We start from the raw sequence: 15,538 nt of genomic DNA, 5'->3' as shown, positions 1-15,538 counted from the left end.
TTCGCGCAAATGCTTTAAGACTCCATTACTAACTTCGGGACTTCCCAATAGTTACACCTTCGGAGACATAGATTTGCACGATTAACACTAGCGTATCTTCCAAAGGCTACATAAAAAAACACAGGCCGCCCCGTTCCCGAGGCGGCCGTGCCGATCAATCGTTTGAAGCTTTCTTCTGTGCGAACACCTTCTTTTTCCGTGGTGCCCGGATCGGCTTGCGCCGCACCGGCGGCTTGGGCTTGTCCTCGGGGACGTCAGGATATGAATAGATGTCGTACTTATAATTTCGCAATACCCATGTATTTTCGTCGTGACTGACGACATAGTTGGGTAGGATTGGAATCTTGCCACCGCCGCCCGGAGCGTCGATGACATAGTGCGGAATGGCAAGGCCGCTTGTCCAGCCGCGCAGCTTGTCCATAATCTCCAGCCCCACGCGCACGGGGGTACGAAAATGATTCGCGCCCTTCGTGATATCAGCCTGATATATATAGTAGGGGCGAACTCGCATAGCCAGCAGCTTTTGCATCAGCTCGCGAACCACCATTGGGTCGTCGTTCACACCCTTCATGAGCACCATCTGGTTGCCAACCGGACACCCCGCATCAGCAAGCATTTCACAGGCTTGCTTGGCTTCCGGAGTGCATTCCCACGGATGATTGAAGTGGGTATTGACGTAGATCGGGTGATATTTCTTGATCATGTCGCAGAGCTTCGGCGTAACGCGCTGTGGCAACACGCACGGAATCTTCGTTCCGAGCCGGATGATCTCGACATGTGGGATCTCGCGAAGTCCTTTCAGGACTTTCTCGAGCATAAAGTCTGTGAGCGTCAGCGGATCGCCGCCCGAGAGGATGACGTCGCGGACCTCGGGATGTGCGGCGATGTAGTCGAGCCCCTCTTGGATATACTTCATCGATATCTTCGATGAATCGCCGACTTTTCGCTTGCGCGTGCAAAAACGACAGTACATCGAGCATTGGCTCGTGACAAGGAAGAGTACGCGGTCGGGGTAGCGATGCGTAATCGAGGGCACCGGACTCATCCCATCCTCATTCAGCGGATCGTCAGGTGCGTCAATATCCGCAAGCTCCGCCTCGTCCGGCACGCTCTGGAGCCAGATCGGGTCGCCTTTGTGGCGAATGAGTGATAGGTAGTAGGGATTGATGCGTGTTTGGAAGAACTCGTTGAGCGAATCGGCTACTTCGGCTTTGATGCCGAAGCGTTCTACCAACTGTTCTTTTGTTTCGACGCTGTCACGCAACAGCTGTTGCCAGTATTCCATGTCGTATCCTTTTCGTGCCATTGCTTCCGACATCTCGGAGAGCACGGCGGGTGGTTGTGAAAATAAGAACTATGAACGATGAACTATGAATGCACTACGTGAACCTTCATAGTTCATATCTCATCGCTCGTATTTTCCTCCGTCGAGCCGCTTCCCAAAGACGATGAGGTCGTCCCCAGGTTTATAATAATCTGCAATTCGTGAGATCGTCCGGTATCCTTGCTTCTGATAAAAGCCCCGGGTTCGTTCGTACGACGGTTGGCCGCTTGTTTCGGCAATGAGCCAATAGCCGCCACGTTCTTTCACGAAATCTTCCGCAAACCGATCGAGCGCCTGAGCGATGCCTCGTCCGTGGAAGTCCGGATGCACGGCAATCCAGTACATATCGTACGTACCGGTCGTCGCTGGCGTCGGTCCGACGATCAGGAAACCGGCCGCTCGGCCGTTCTCATCGAAGACGTACGCGAAGTAATCGCGCTGCTCGGGTTGCGTCAGAAAGATATCAATGAGCTCGTTTGCGATCGCGATCTCGTCATCGCTGAAATTTCCGGTCGCCTTCACGATCTCGGTCACTGCGCTTCGATCGTGAGTAGTGGCTGGTCGGATCATCGTCGAAAGAGATTCGCGCTTCTCGTCAGACGATCAACTTGTTCGATGACGGAATGAACGCAACAGTTTAAAGAACTCGTCACGAAGAATAATTCGTGAATTGTTCTTCATTGTTACAAAAATACGAAAACAAATTTTGGAATGCAAATCCGAGCGCGACTTTTTTTCGCGCAGTCGATCATAACCTCCTCGAAGCGGCGAAGCGTGCGACGGCCTGCGATGCGATTCGATTGATCGCATCCGTGTGCGTGAGTCCGCTTGTCTGACATGCGCGCATGAACCCTGCGTCGAGTGAGATGTCCGGGTTCGGATTCGCTTCGAGCACGAAGAGCGCTCCGTCATCGCGTAAGCGCATGTCGATGCGGCCATAGTCGCGCAACCCCACGGCCTGCGCGGCCTTCAGGGCGATCAAGCGTGCGCGTGTCGCGACATCGTCGCTCACATTTGCCGGACATTGCGGGATCGTTGTTTTATACAATGGCGACTCTTCGACCCACTTCGCTTCGTAACTCACGATGCGCGGGTTGCCGGGCGGGAGTGCGTCGAAGGTGATCTCGGAGATCGGAAGCGCCTTGAACACACCGTGCTCGTCGGCAAGCACAGCGACATTCAACTCTCGTCCGTCGATATATTCTTCGACGAGTGCGGGCTGCACGAACTCACGATGAACGAATCCGACACGCTCGCGAAGCGACGGATGATCGTTCACGATCGAGTTATTATCGATGCCGATGCTCGCATCTTCGCGCAACGGCTTTACGATCAGCGGGAAGGTAAGGACATTGTCATCGGCGGGCAATTCTCCGGGTTCAAAGGCCCGGAATCTCGGCGTCGGGATGCCGTTGGCTTCGAAGATCGCTTTCGATACTGCTTTGTTGAGCGCGATGCCAAGCGCCATCGTACCGGCGCCGGTATACGGAATGCCGAACAGATCATAGACACCCGCAATGCACATCTCCAGATCGGCACGACCGAGTACCGATTCGCACAAATTGAAGATCGCCTCCGGCCGTTCGTTCTCGAGGAATGACACAAGCCGCTCGACGTCGTCATCCACGGAGAAGATCGTCACCGTGTGACCGCCTTCGCGAAGCGCGGCTGCGATCCCCTCGATCTCTTCGAGCACGCCAAACTCGGATGCATCGCGGAAATCCTCCGAAAGCTGCGTGCCCGACTTCGAGAGCCAGTGTTGCTCGGGCTCGGTGTGCTTCGGCTCATTATAAATAAGGGCGAATCGCATGAGGCGTATGATCGAAACTAAGAGCCTTTCGGGGTAACGGAAAGTTCAATACCGTAACGTGTACATCCTGCCCGCAGTACCGCGAGCATCGTCTCGTTATAACTCATTCCTGCAGTACGCGCGGCCTTCGGGAAGCAGGAGTTATCCTCCGGGTTGGGTAGAATGCCGGGAAGCGGGTTGACTTCAATAATATTCGGATGCCCGTGACGGTCAAGACGAACGTCGAGCCGCGACCAGTCACGGCAGCCGAGCGTATTGTAGGCCGCCAGCACGACATCCGATATCTCCTTCGTGAGTTCTGGCGTCGTCTCTGCCGGGCAGGAAAAGATGTCGAGCGGATGCTCGGCCGTATCGTACACCCATTTCGCCTCGTACGAATAAATGCCATTCGCCTCGGGCGGAAGTTCGCCGAGCTTAATCTCAACGATCGGCAGCACCCGCGCTTCCCGTCCGTTGCCGATTACGGCAACCGTGAACTCGCGGCCGGGAAGAAATTCTTCTACGATCGCATGCTGGCCATATTCTGCGATGATGCGGGCGATCTCGCGGCGAAGTTCAGTGTCGGTATTGACGAACGACGAATTCTTCACTCCCTTTGACGAACCTTCCGATGTCGGCTTTACGACCACCGGATACTCTAACCCCGGGAGCAAATTCGCAAGCGACGCCGCCCGGTCGGTCGTTACGGCGAATCGTCCGCATGGCACACCGCCCTGCGCAAGGATCTCCTTGGTGCGGTACTTATCGAGCGCCGTGGCAAGCGTCCACGGACCGGAGCCGGTATACGGAATGCGAAGCATCTCGAGCACTGCCGGGAATTGTGCTTCGCGGTCGGCGCCATGCAACCCTTCGGCAATATTAAAGACGATATCGTATGCCCGGACCATCAGGCGTGGCAACGCGATCTCGGGCACTGCCTCGACGATCTCACACTCGACATCCGGATGGCTTGCCAGCGCTGCGCGAACGGCATCGACGGTCTCGAAGGTATCCCACTCGGCGTAGGTATCGTCTACTCCGCCGTCGGCGGTACGATTCCAGAGGTCGAGCCCTTGCGGTTTGATATTTGCGAGTAACGCGACGCGCATGCGTTCGTATTGTTGGTGCACTTGTGAAGCAAGCGAGCGAAATAACACATTTTAAAAAAGAATATCAACTATTTTGAAAAAAATGTTGATAAACCACCTGCGCCGGAGAGAACTGCGTGTCTGTTATTAATTGACACTCGAGACTCTCAGCAGACAACCAACGACCCATGACAGTTACAACTCGTATCGTTCTCATATTCGCTCTGATGTTCTTCGCCGAAACGCTCTTTGCGCAAGGTGCGAAGTTCAATGCTGACGAAAAGAAGATTATCGAGCTCGCCGATCGCCGTACGGGCATCGACGAGATCGTCAAGTATCTGAAATCTCCAAACGAACACACCGCCTCGCGCGCCGCGATCGCCCTCGCGAATATCGGTGATTCTTCCGCACGGGGCGCGCTCATCGCCCGCATCGAAAAGGAGACCCGACCAGTCGTCACCGATGCGTTCGCATTCGCGCTTGGTGTGCTTGGGGCCAATGCAAAGTCGCATGAGGCGCTCGTCGACGTAGCTTCGATGCGCTTCAGCGATGAGATTGCGGTGGCATTGGGTCGCACGGTGACAAAAGAATCCGTCCCGGCGCTCGTTAATTTGTTCACGACCGAACTGCAACAGAAATCACCCGAGCGTGCCCGTTCCGTCTCGCTTGGGCTTTCGCAGATCGGGTTACGGAAGCTCATGACCGACGAAGCGATCGGTCTTCTGCATGTGCTCGACGGCGAAGCGGATCCCGCTACGCGCTGGCATGCCATCTACTCGCTCGTCCGAGGTGGCGACTCGGCAATGCTTGCACGTCATCTTGATGTGATCAAAGAATATCTCAGTGATGTCGGGTCGCCGGAATGCCGCATGTTCGCCGCCACTGCCCTCGGGAATATTCATAATACTGAAGTTGCACAGATCCTGCTCACTGCGGCACGAAGCGAGAGCGAGTGGCGAGTACAGGTGAACCTACTGAATGCCATTGCCCGCCTCCCCTATTATCCGTCGGGGTTGCTCGATCTTGCGAAGAAAGCCGTTGCCGAATCGTCGAATGATACAACCGTGACAATGCATGCTGCGATCGCCGCTCTCAATGCAATCGATCGGATGCTCATCGAAGGAAGGGTATCTTCGGCCGATTCCGTCACGCTGATCGAGTGGTTCGCTACTTTCAATCCAAGTGCAAACAATTACGAGGACAAACCGCTGATCGTCCGCGCAACCGCGCTCGTGACCGCCGCTCGCTTCGGTACTTCGTGTATGGCCCTGCGGGACATCACCGACGAATACGCGCGCCATAACCGCGCTGTAAGCACGATCATCAGCAAGGCCGTCGGCAACTACCGAGACACAGCGGCCATGTATGTACTGCTTCGCCGGTTGTTCGCAAGCGAAGCCGTCGATGTTCCCTACTTGCTCGATGGCCTCCATGAACAGTGGCAGTTGGCACTACGCGACAGCGGATACTGGAAACTTCTCGACAGCTTTAAGTATGTGCCGGCCTACCGGCATCTCGTCATCCGTTTTGCCGACCAAACAGATATGGCCGCCATCGTCGGGACAACGATGGATATGGTGGCCGACCCTCGTGTCGTCGTGGATTCGTTCAAAACGGAAGCGAGTACATATCTATTGAATTACCTCTCGAAATTCAACGATGCCAGTCATGGTGAGCACATCTCGGCAGTGTTAGGAGCCGTTGCTGCGTTGCGGCCACCGGGTAAGGAGTTCATCGATGCAGTTCGCTCGGTCTATACTAATGCGGCGACAAAGTGGGGTAATGCTCACATCGCGTCACTCGCACGCGCGGCACTCGACTCGCTCGGAGCAACGAACATTCCAACGCTCAAGATAACGATCCCGCACGACTCCATCGACTGGAAAGCTCTCGAAGTAGCCCCGGACACATTACTCGTGCCGACGCGGTTCGGCTTCCTGTTCGTGAAGCTTCTACCGTACGACGCGCCACTGACATGCCTCAACATGCTCAAACTTGCACGTACATATCTGTTCGTCAATAACTACTTCCACCGCATCGTACCGAACTTCGTCATTCAGACCGGTGACCCAACCGGAACCGGCTTCGGCGGACCAGGCTATGCGATCCGCACCGAGATCTCGCCGACTCGCTACGATGAGGAAGGGATGGTCGGCATGGCGTCAGACGGAAAAGACACCGAGGGCTCGCAGTGGTTCATTACGCACTGCCCGACACCGCATCTCGATACGCGATACACGATCTGGGGAAAGGTCGTCCGGAATCTTGAAAATATCGACAAGATCCAACTCGACGATCAGGTCGAGAACGTTATTCCCTATAAGTAACTATACCCTCGTATGACTACGATCGAGTCGATCAAAGCACGGGCGGCGACACTTGGAAGAACCATCCTTCTCGGCGATGCAACCGACGAACGCGTCCTTCGTGCTGCCGAGATCGCCCGTCAGACGAAGCTTGCGACCGTCGCGTTCGTCGGAGATGCCGCAGCAATCCGATCGGCGATTGACGTCCATGCACCGTCTCTCCGCGATATACAGATCTGGTCTGCGACCGAGTATCCCGCAACCGAGCAACTGATCGTATCGTATTACGAATCGCGCCGCAGCAAGATCTCGGACATCGAGACTGCGAAAAGCGAAGTGCTCGGCGACCCGCTCTTGTTCGCTGCCCTGCTGACGAACAGCGCTGTTGCCGACGGTGTCGTTGCCGGTTCGCTTTCGACAACGGCTTCCGTGATTCGCGCAGGGTTACGCGGCATCGGCCTCGCGCAAGGTGTCCGGTCGCTTTCGAGCATGTTCCTGCTGGATTTTCCGGCGATCGGCGGTCTGCGTGCGGAGCCGTGCACGCTCGCGTTTGCAGACTGCGCCGTCCTTCCGAATCCCGACGCGCATCAACTTGCTGACATCGCACTCTCGACCGCAAGTACTTATGCGGCGCTTACCGGTCAGGCTCCGCGTGTCGCAATGCTTTCGTTCTCGACAAAGGGTTCTGCCGAAAGCGATTCGACGAAGATCGTGCGGCTCGCCACCGAAATCGCCAAAGAGCGCGACCGTACACTCACCCTCGACGGCGAACTCCAATTCGATGCGGCCTTCGTTCCGGCTGTCGCGCAGCGTAAAGCGCCCGGAAGTCCGCTTGGGGGAGATGCGAACGTCTTCATCTTCCCGAATCTCGACGCAGGGAACCTCGGCTATAAAATCGCCGAACGACTCGGCGGTGCTCAGGCCATCGGTCCTATCCTGCAAGGTCTTGCAAAACCGATGAACGACCTCTCGCGCGGCGCGAGTGTAGACGATATCGTGACGATGATCGCGGTCACCGCGCTGCAGACAAGCTAATCCTGACTTGTCATTGCGTACATGGGCGTATTTTTGTATTCCATGAGCGCATCATCAAAGCGACTGAATATTCTCGTCACCAACGACGACGGCATTAATTCACAGGGGATCGCGGCGCTGGTAACGGCGTTGCGCGACATTGCGAACGTCAGTGTGATGGCGCCCCTCGGCGAACAATCGGCCGTCGGGCACGCGCTGACGGTGGCCATGCCGCTGCGGGTGACGGAGTATCACAAGAACGACGCGTTCTTCGGCTTTGCCGTGGACGGCACACCTGCCGATTGTGTCAAGCTTGCACTTCGCACCTTCTTGCGCGAACGCGAACTTCCCTACCCCGATCTTGTCGTCAGTGGTATCAATCATGGCCGCAACACGGCTGTCAATATCATCTATTCCGGCACCGTGAGTGCAGCAACGGAAGCGACCGTGCTCGATGTGCCTGGGATTGCCGTCTCGCTCGCAAGCTATCGTCATTCGCCCGACTTCAGCGGAGCGATGCACTTCATCAAGCAGTTCGCCCCGTACGTCGCCGAACAAGGGCTGCCGAAGGGGACGCTCCTGAACGTGAACGTCCCGGCACTGCCCCCTGAGAAGATCAAAGGTATGGTTTATACGCGGCAAGGAAACTCATACTGGGACGACACATTCGAACGTCGACTCGATCCGCAGGAACGCCCGTACTACTGGCTGCGCGGCACGTATCACCTTGTCGATACCCACGAAGAGGCCGACGATGTTGCCCTAGCCAACGACAAGATTACCGTCAGCCCGTTGCATTACGATCTGACGAATCACATCTTTCTCGATCACATGCGCAAGCAGTGGAAGGAGTTGATCTGAGCGCATGCTGATCTTACGCGAAGCGATTGCCGCCATCCGACGTACTCCGCTGCTGAGTACGCTGACAGCATTTGTGATCGCCATTTCGCTTGCGGTGGTTGGCGTCTTTGCGCTCGTATCGTTACGTGCGTCGCAAACACTCGACGACTACCGTTCGAAGCTGCAAATCGAGGCGTTCTTCGAACCGCAACTTTCTTCCCCTGCGGCACAGACCATCGCTGCACAGATCACCTCACAACTAAAGAATGTCAGAACCTCGGTCTTCGTCTCGAAAGAAGATGCACTACATGAGTACACCCAAGCTTCCGGGGAAGATGTCGAGCGTGTAATCGGATATAACCCATTGCCGGCCGGTCTTCGACTGACATTCTCCGATCTCTCGACTGCACGGGCCGCTCAGATCATTTCGACGCTCCGTGCATCACAGGGGATTCGAGAAGTCCTCTTCGATGGCAAGACGCTTCGCTCGCTCGAAGAGCGCAGACAGACACTCTATACACTCACCTACGCCGTCGGAGGATTTCTTTTATTGGTCTCGATCGCATTGGCAGCGAGCCTGGCGCGTCTTGCGATGCTGGCACGCCGCGAAGCGATCCGGACAATGTTACTCCTGGGCGCAGGCCGTTCGACGATTGTGTTGCCGTATGCGTTCGAGGCGACGGCGGCGGGTATTGCCGGCGGCACGCTGGCCGTCGGTGCGCTTGCTGCGCTGCACCAATTCGCAATTCCGCGTATCGCGCCGGATCTTGCCATCACCACCGCTACATCGCAGGAGATCGGCATGATCATCGCGGCGATCGTTGCCCTCGGCGGCGTTCTCGGCCTGATCGGTTCGGTGCTCAGCTCGTTGCGACTGCGAATGGCCTGAGGTCGGTTCTGCCGGAGCAAGGGGCGGAATTGTCGTAAATTTGTATGAAATAGAACCTGTCGAAATGGCATATATTCCAAATAGAGAGCCTGTCGGATCATGGTCGAAGATCATGATGGCATATCGTCGCCACGGCGGCTCTTGGGCATACGTTCTGCACCGCATCAGCGGTATCGGACTTACAACCTATCTTTTCGTACACATCTGGGCACTCAGCTCGCTGACCAAGGGCCGAGCCGCATTTAACGAAGAGATGCAAACGTTCTCGTCGCCGCCATTCAAGTTTCTCGAATGGGCACTCGGCATCCTCGTGATGTTCCATGCCTTCAACGGTGTTCGTATCGCCCTCGTTGATTTCGGCGCCGGTGCAAAGAAGCAGAAGTCGCTGCTTCGTCTGGCATACTCGCTGACGATCATCGTCGTCGCCATCATGTTCTTCCTCATTTTCCACGACGACCTGTTCGCCAAATAAGGAGCTTCGACCATGGATCAATCCGTCAAACATTTACGAACCTACGCGAAAGGCAAGAGCGGCGCAAGCGCCTGGATGTTCCAGCGTATTTCGGGCGTCGCGCTCGTCGTGCTGACTGTCGGCCACTACTTCATGATGCATTATGCAGCGAAGAGCGGCCACGATTTCGGTTCGACCGCCGACCGCCTCGCACAGCCTATTTATAAGGGGCTCTATCTTGCGTTCATCACGATCGGCATGTATCACGGCGTGCAAGGGCTCTGGAATATCGTGCGTGATTTCAAGCTCAAGCCATCGTACACATACACGATCCTCGGCTGTCTCGTGGTGTTCGCCCTGATCTTCCTCGGCATGGGATGGAATACGATGCTCACGTTCGATCCGAACAAGCCGTAATATTTGTAGTGACAACCAATCGTACACAAAAGCCCCATCACGGGGCTTTTGTGTTTCATGAACGTAACCTAACGGAATATCCGGTCGTAGGGGTAATGGTTATTATCATCGCTTTCACCCCGAAGAATGTATCGTTCACTACTCCGCGGCGTTCTCCTGGCCGCTTTCTACTCGTTGCTCCTCCTGTTGCATGTGCAGCCGATCACCGCGCAAACGGAATTCAGACCGCAGATCAAGCCGTCGCTTGCCGTCTCGAGGCGTGCCGGCGAGATTACGATCGACGGCGACGTCTCGGATCCGGGGTGGGCGAATGCTGCGATTGCTACTGATTTCACGCAGTCGTTTCCGCTGCCGAATATGAAGCCCCCGGTTTCTACACGTGCGCTCATCACGTACGACGATGACAACTTGTACATCGCCATGATCGCCGACGACCCGGACCCCTCAAGCATTCGTGCCTCGCGCACGGTCAGAGATAATGGCGGAGATAACGATTTCATGGGGATTATCCTCGACACCTATGGAGATGGTACACGTGCATTCGAGATCTACTGTAATCCGCTCGGCATTCAGGAAGACTTGTTCTGGACCCAGAACAATGAGGACGGATCGTACGATATTGTTTACCAGAGTGAGGCGAAGATCACTGCGACCGGCTGGCAGATGGAGATGAAAATTCCCTTCCGTTCGCTACGCTTCCCTGATCTGTCGCAACAACATTTCCACGCAACATTCTGGCGAAGCTATCCGCGGGAAAAAACATATAAGATGAGCTGGGCAGCGATTAATTTTCAAGTGCCATGTCCGTTTTGTCAGTTCGGCACACTTACGGGTATCGAGAACATCCATCCGTCCGGCTCGCTCGAATTGCTTCCTTCTATCGTTGGTTCTCAACAAGCGTTGCGACATGATGGCGTTGCTTCGCTGGTCAACGAGAAGGTCGAGGTGAATCCTTCGTTCGGTGCACGATATGCGCTCGGTACAGCGACGGCGCTCGAAGCATCGATTAATCCGGATTTCAGTCAGGTCGAGTCCGATGCCGCACAGATCAGCGCGAACACCACGCTGGCATTGTTCTACCCCGAGCGCCGACCGTTCTTCCAAGACGGTGCGGACCTATTCAATACAAACATCTTTGCCGTCTATACCCGCTCGATCAACTCTCCGATCGTTGCTGCGAAGGCAATCATACGAAACGAGGCAACGAGCATCTCATATATCGGAGCAGTTGACGAGCATTCTCCGATGCTCATACCGTTGACGGAGAACACCGTCGTCCTGCCCGATGTGGGCCGGAGTCTCTCGAATATTCTTCGTGTGCAACATTCGTTCGGCGACAACCGCGTGCTCGGGATGCTTGCGAATGTCCGCAACTACGAACACGGCGGGATCTCCGGGGTATTCGGATTTGACGGGCATGCGCAGCTTGTCGAGAATATCGAGGTCTCGGGGCAAGTACTCTATAGCGATACAAAGGAACAATCGCTCACGATCGCAGGGCTCGACACATCGTTCGATCACGGCAAGTTTAGCGATGCTCTCGACGGCGAGCGATACAACGGGTTTGCGCAATCGTATACCATTCAACGGTTCACCCCCACACTCGACATACAGCTCAATGCCGGAAACATGAGCCCGACCTTTCGCACCCCAAACGGCTTCGTCACCACAACCGACGTTGTCTACTTCTCGGATTTCTTTGGCTACAAGTGGTACGTGCAAGAAGACCACGGCCTGATGCGGCTGTTGTCCGAGTTCGATATCAGCTTCAGTACAAACTCGCAGTTCGAATATAACGGGGCCCGAAAACTCTTCGCAATCAAGCCGGAGATCGATCTCGGTTTCATCGGACAATCGAACCTCCACCTCTATTATCGGCTTTGGTCCGAGCGGTTTCACAGTGTCCAGTTCAATCGCCTCGGTTTCTTCGATGTGTATGGGGACACACGTCCGGCAGAATGGTTATCGTTCTCGTGGGATGTCAGCAGCGGCACGAACATCGCTCGATTTCTCGATATTCCGGTTCTTGCGCGTACGCTCGATCTCTCGTTTTCAGCAAAGATCAAACCGGTCGCCGGTTTAACGATCGAACCGAATTATGCATATGAGCAACTCCGATCGGAAGATGGAAGCTCGACGCTTGTCAGCGGCGCTATTTACCGGGCGAAGGTTACGTACCAATTTTCACGCGAATTCAGCGCCCGGACGATCGTACAATACGACGGCTTCGGCCGGGCGTTGGAAATCGATCCGCTATTGACATATCAGCTCAACCCATTCAGTAGTATCTACCTCGGTTCGTCGCACGACTATCGCAGCTTCGACCCGAACATGACGACACTACAACCATCCGAGCGTCACTTCTTTGCCAAGATTCAGTACCTCATCCAAGGGTAAGGCGCTCTCATCGTTATTGCGGATCCTGCCAGACCATCCGTGTCGAGATCGCGATGCGATTCCAGGCATTGATTGTCACGATCGCCATAATCGCGGCGGCAAGGTAGTGCTCGTCAAGCACGGCAGCGACTTTGGCATATACCTCGTCGGGTAGGCGGGTATCGGCGATCAGTGTTACGGCATCTGTCAGCGCAAGAATTGCACGTTCCTCTTCCGTGTACAGCGGCGATTCCTCCCATGCGTTGAGCGCATAAATACGTTGCTCTGTTTCGCCCGCTTTCCTCGCGTCGTAGGTGTGCATCCCAAGACAGAATGCGCAACCGTTGATCTGCGATGCTCTGATTTTGATAAGCTCGATGTGCGGTTTCTTCAGTGGCGACTCTCGAAGATATCGTTCGAGGCCAAGCATTGCTTCGTATGCTTTCGGTTCTAATGTTTTGATGCTAATCCTATTCATGCTTCTCTTCTCAAACAGTGAATTATGCCCACCTACGGTGTATCAAAAGGAATGTATCGCGCGCAAGGAGAAATACGAAATTTTTTCTCAGCGAGCGGCTGCCCGGCGAAGTCGCAGACTGTTCGCAATCACGCTCACGTCGCTAAACGCCATCGCCAACGAGCCGATCATGGGATTAAGTAAGAGACCAAAGGCAGGATAGAGTACCCCCGCGGCGATCGGGATACCGAGACTGTTATAGACAAAGCTGAAGAACAGATTCTGTTTGATCACGCGAAGTGTCTGTTGCGAGAGAACGAGTGAGTCCGCTACGGCACCGAGATCGTCACGCATCAGTGTAATATCGGCAGCCTCCATTGCGACGTCCGTCCCCGAACCGATTGCAAAGCCGACGTCGGCCTGCGCAAGTGCGGGGGCGTCGTTGATCCCATCGCCAACCATGCCGACTTTCTTGCCTTCGGCTTGCAATTGCCGCACCATCTCCGCTTTTTGATACGGGAGCACCTGCGACATGACGTTCGCGATACCAGCCTGCGTTGCAATCTCGCGTGCGGCAGACTCCGTATCCCCCGTCATCATCACGACGTCGATTCCGAATGCCCGCAACCGCGCGACACCTTCTGAAGTACCGGGTTTCAATCCCTGGCCGATGGCGATGGTGGCACATAGCGTATCATCCATGCCCACGCATATCTTGTCGTCTGTATCTGTCTGTAGCGGTACACCATGCGCGGCTAAGAACGCTGCATTGCCGATCAGAACGTTCGAGCCATCCACTGTACCGATCACGCCTTTGCTCTCGACCGCTTCGAAATGGGAGGTTGAGGCAACCGACGCGCCGTTCGCTTCTGCATAGCGGACGATCGCTTTGGCGATCGGATGGGACGAGTTGCGTTCGAGTGAGAGTGCATACGAAAGAACTCGTTCGCGCGATGCTCCGCCAACTATAGTAAACGAGGTGACCGTCGGTTCCGACAGAGTCAGCGTCCCTGTCTTATCAAGAATGATTGTATCGAGTTTTGATGCTTTCTCCAGCGCATCCCCCTTGCGAATGAGGATCCCGAGCTCGGATGCCCTGCCTGTTGCAACCATGATGGCGGTTGGTGTCGCAAGTCCGAGGGCACACGGGCATGCGATGATCAGCACAGAAATGAACGGCACCAGCGCCGAAGAAAATTTATCGGCCGGTGAGAGTACGAACCACACGACAAACGTCAGAAGTGCGACAAGGATCACCCCTTGTACGAAATATCCGCTCACGGTATCTGCAAGTCGTGCGATCGGCGCTTTGGTCTCTTGTGCACGCTCGACCAGCCGGACGATCTGTTGAAGGATCGTCGCCTTTCCGACGCGAACCGCTTCGATCTGAATAACTCCTTCCTGCAATACCGTCGAACCGATCACCTCTTCGCCGAGCGAACGACGCACAGGTTTCGATTCCCCGGTCATCATCGCTTCGTCAAGAAGGCCTGCCCCGTTGGTGATTCGCCCATCAACGGGGATCTTCTCGCCGGCACGGACCAGAAGCACATCGCCTGTGCGAACGTCTTCGACCGGGATCGTCGTGTCGCTCCCGTTGCGAACGATCGTGGCCATCTTCGCCTGTTGTCCGAGCAACGTGCGCATCGCAGCGCCTGCTTTTCGCGACGCTCGCATTTCCATCAGACCGCCAAGCAAAATCAAACTAACGATCGTCGCCGCAGATTCGAAGTACACATGGTGACCGGTCGTGTGCGCGAGTAGATGCGGGAACACAATAACAACGGTGCTGTACAGATAGGCAGTGGCCACGCTCAGACCAACCAGTGTGTTCATATCCGGCGCCTTTGCACGCGCCGACTTGAAGCCGCCGATATAAAAGTGCGAGCCGCTCCAAAGAACCACCGGAGTTGCAAGCACGAACTGTACCCAATCGCTTCCTGCAAAATCAAGCATGAACATGCTGATCACGAGGATTGGCAAAGTCAGCGAGGCGGCGACAATAAACTTTACTTTGCGGGTTCGATAAATGGCTGCTGCTTCTGCAACGTGATGCTCGTGGAGGTCCGATTCGGGCAGATCGACAGCATGGTAGCCAACCTTATCGACCGTTTTTTTCAGTTCGATCGCTGCGACGAGATCGGGACGATAGCGTACACTGGCCTCGCCGGTAGCAAGGTTTACCGACGCATTCTCGATACCGGGAAGTTTTTTGATGGCGGTCTCGATGCGCGTGACACACGCCGCGCAATCCATCCCCTCAACAAGGAACCGCTCTTCTCGTGTCGGGAGTGTCTTCGTGGCCGGTGCGGATTCAGGCAGCGACATATTCGCTCGCCGAATAACCGGCTTCTTCTACGGCATGGCGCAGATCGGCGAACGCGACGTTTACTTCATCGTACGTCACCCGCGCACGCTGCTCTTGCAAGGAGACTTCGACGTCCGCAACACCCTGAACCTGTTTCAATGCATTGGTAACACTACGGACACAGCCATTGCAATGCATTCCTTCAATTGCGATCGTTTCCTGTTTCATACGTATCCTTCGATTCTATCTAACTCATGTACGATCTATTGCTGCCTGCGT

General features: G+C 55.3%; 14 protein-coding genes. 7 read left to right on the top strand and 7 right to left on the bottom strand.

What is annotated here, in order from left to right:
• Nucleotides 1–154 precede the first annotated feature (154 nt).
• The 4 genes from JSS75_00165 to JSS75_00150 all read right to left on the bottom strand — a co-directional run bounded on the left by JSS75_00165 (nt 155) and on the right by JSS75_00150 (nt 4,222).
• Nucleotides 155–1,285, bottom strand: coding sequence for a KamA family radical SAM protein (locus JSS75_00165; protein MBS1902103.1), 1,131 nt, complete (start codon nt 1,283–1,285; stop codon nt 155–157).
• Between the two features lie 120 nt (nt 1,286–1,405).
• Entirely contained in the window at nt 1,406–1,894 is a 489-nt protein-coding gene (locus JSS75_00160; GenBank protein MBS1902102.1) for a GNAT family N-acetyltransferase, read from the bottom strand.
• A gap of 178 nt (nt 1,895–2,072) precedes the next feature.
• Entirely contained in the window at nt 2,073–3,134 is a 1,062-nt protein-coding gene (locus tag JSS75_00155; protein ID MBS1902101.1) for a D-alanine--D-alanine ligase, read from the bottom strand.
• Nucleotides 3,135–3,151: 17 nt separating this feature from the next.
• Entirely contained in the window at nt 3,152–4,222 is a 1,071-nt protein-coding gene (locus JSS75_00150; GenBank protein ID MBS1902100.1) for an ATP-grasp domain-containing protein, read from the bottom strand.
• Nucleotides 4,223–4,389: 167 nt separating this feature from the next.
• On the opposite strand from JSS75_00150, the gene JSS75_00145 reads away from it, so the two are divergent.
• The 7 genes from JSS75_00145 to JSS75_00115 all read left to right on the top strand — a co-directional run bounded on the left by JSS75_00145 (nt 4,390) and on the right by JSS75_00115 (nt 12,515).
• The gene (locus JSS75_00145; protein ID MBS1902099.1) at nt 4,390–6,528 is read left to right on the top strand and encodes a peptidylprolyl isomerase; all 2,139 of its coding nucleotides are present in this window, start codon (nt 4,390–4,392) and stop codon (nt 6,526–6,528) included.
• Between the two features lie 12 nt (nt 6,529–6,540).
• Nucleotides 6,541–7,542: a phosphate acetyltransferase gene (gene pta, locus JSS75_00140; protein ID MBS1902098.1), complete on the top strand. Its 1,002-nt coding sequence runs from the start codon at nt 6,541–6,543 to the stop codon at nt 7,540–7,542.
• 63 nt (nt 7,543–7,605) lie between these two features.
• Complete coding sequence (gene surE, locus JSS75_00135) at nt 7,606–8,382, top strand: 5'/3'-nucleotidase SurE (GenBank protein MBS1902097.1); 777 nt, start codon at nt 7,606–7,608, stop codon at nt 8,380–8,382.
• Between the two features lie 4 nt (nt 8,383–8,386).
• On the top strand, nt 8,387–9,250 hold the full coding sequence (locus JSS75_00130) for a hypothetical protein (protein ID MBS1902096.1): 864 nt from the start codon (nt 8,387–8,389) through the stop codon (nt 9,248–9,250).
• Between the two features lie 64 nt (nt 9,251–9,314).
• Nucleotides 9,315–9,722, top strand: a complete 408-nt coding sequence (gene sdhC / locus JSS75_00125; GenBank protein MBS1902095.1) for a succinate dehydrogenase, cytochrome b556 subunit — start codon at nt 9,315–9,317, stop codon at nt 9,720–9,722.
• Nucleotides 9,723–9,734: 12 nt separating this feature from the next.
• On the top strand, nt 9,735–10,118 hold the full coding sequence (gene sdhD, locus JSS75_00120) for a succinate dehydrogenase, hydrophobic membrane anchor protein (GenBank protein MBS1902094.1): 384 nt from the start codon (nt 9,735–9,737) through the stop codon (nt 10,116–10,118).
• 126 nt (nt 10,119–10,244) lie between these two features.
• Nucleotides 10,245–12,515, top strand: a complete 2,271-nt coding sequence (locus JSS75_00115; protein MBS1902093.1) for a carbohydrate binding family 9 domain-containing protein — start codon at nt 10,245–10,247, stop codon at nt 12,513–12,515.
• Between the two features lie 13 nt (nt 12,516–12,528).
• Here the strand turns inward: JSS75_00115 and JSS75_00110 are convergent, their stop codons facing one another.
• The 3 genes from JSS75_00110 to JSS75_00100 all read right to left on the bottom strand — a co-directional run bounded on the left by JSS75_00110 (nt 12,529) and on the right by JSS75_00100 (nt 15,487).
• Nucleotides 12,529–12,972, bottom strand: coding sequence for a carboxymuconolactone decarboxylase family protein (locus tag JSS75_00110; protein MBS1902092.1), 444 nt, complete (start codon nt 12,970–12,972; stop codon nt 12,529–12,531).
• Nucleotides 12,973–13,059: 87 nt separating this feature from the next.
• Nucleotides 13,060–15,279 (bottom strand): cadmium-translocating P-type ATPase, encoded by a 2,220-nt coding sequence (gene cadA / locus JSS75_00105; GenBank protein MBS1902091.1) that lies wholly within the window; start codon nt 15,277–15,279, stop codon nt 13,060–13,062.
• Complete coding sequence (locus JSS75_00100) at nt 15,266–15,487, bottom strand: heavy-metal-associated domain-containing protein (GenBank protein MBS1902090.1); 222 nt, start codon at nt 15,485–15,487, stop codon at nt 15,266–15,268. The genes cadA and JSS75_00100 overlap by 14 nt, the downstream gene beginning before the upstream one ends.
• Between the last annotated feature and the right edge of the window lie 51 nt (nt 15,488–15,538).

This window comes from Bacteroidota bacterium (assembly GCA_018266755.1).
Lineage (GTDB): Bacteria > Bacteroidota > Ignavibacteria > Palsa-1295 > Palsa-1295 > JAFDZW01.
This window is presented reverse-complemented; position numbering and strand designations above follow the sequence as displayed.

Bases quoted from the DNA above. Each gene is read 5' to 3' on its own strand.
- JSS75_00155 (MBS1902101.1), bottom strand. From the start codon at position 3,134: ATGCGATTCGCCCTTATTTATAATGAGCCGAAGCACACCGAGCCCGAG.
- JSS75_00100 (MBS1902090.1), bottom strand. From the start codon at position 15,487: ATGAAACAGGAAACGATCGCAATTGAAGGAATGCATTGCAATGGCTGT.
- pta (MBS1902098.1), top strand. From the start codon at position 6,541: ATGACTACGATCGAGTCGATCAAAGCACGGGCGGCGACACTTGGAAGA.
- JSS75_00150 (MBS1902100.1), bottom strand. From the start codon at position 4,222: ATGCGCGTCGCGTTACTCGCAAATATCAAACCGCAAGGGCTCGACCTC.
- JSS75_00160 (MBS1902102.1), bottom strand. From the start codon at position 1,894: ATGATCCGACCAGCCACTACTCACGATCGAAGCGCAGTGACCGAGATC.
- JSS75_00145 (MBS1902099.1), top strand. From the start codon at position 4,390: ATGACAGTTACAACTCGTATCGTTCTCATATTCGCTCTGATGTTCTTC.
- sdhC (MBS1902095.1), top strand. From the start codon at position 9,315: ATGGCATATATTCCAAATAGAGAGCCTGTCGGATCATGGTCGAAGATC.
- JSS75_00165 (MBS1902103.1), bottom strand. From the start codon at position 1,285: ATGGAATACTGGCAACAGCTGTTGCGTGACAGCGTCGAAACAAAAGAA.
- JSS75_00110 (MBS1902092.1), bottom strand. From the start codon at position 12,972: ATGAATAGGATTAGCATCAAAACATTAGAACCGAAAGCATACGAAGCA.
- JSS75_00115 (MBS1902093.1), top strand. From the start codon at position 10,245: ATGTATCGTTCACTACTCCGCGGCGTTCTCCTGGCCGCTTTCTACTCG.
- cadA (MBS1902091.1), bottom strand. From the start codon at position 15,279: ATGTCGCTGCCTGAATCCGCACCGGCCACGAAGACACTCCCGACACGA.
- JSS75_00130 (MBS1902096.1), top strand. From the start codon at position 8,387: ATGCTGATCTTACGCGAAGCGATTGCCGCCATCCGACGTACTCCGCTG.
- sdhD (MBS1902094.1), top strand. From the start codon at position 9,735: ATGGATCAATCCGTCAAACATTTACGAACCTACGCGAAAGGCAAGAGC.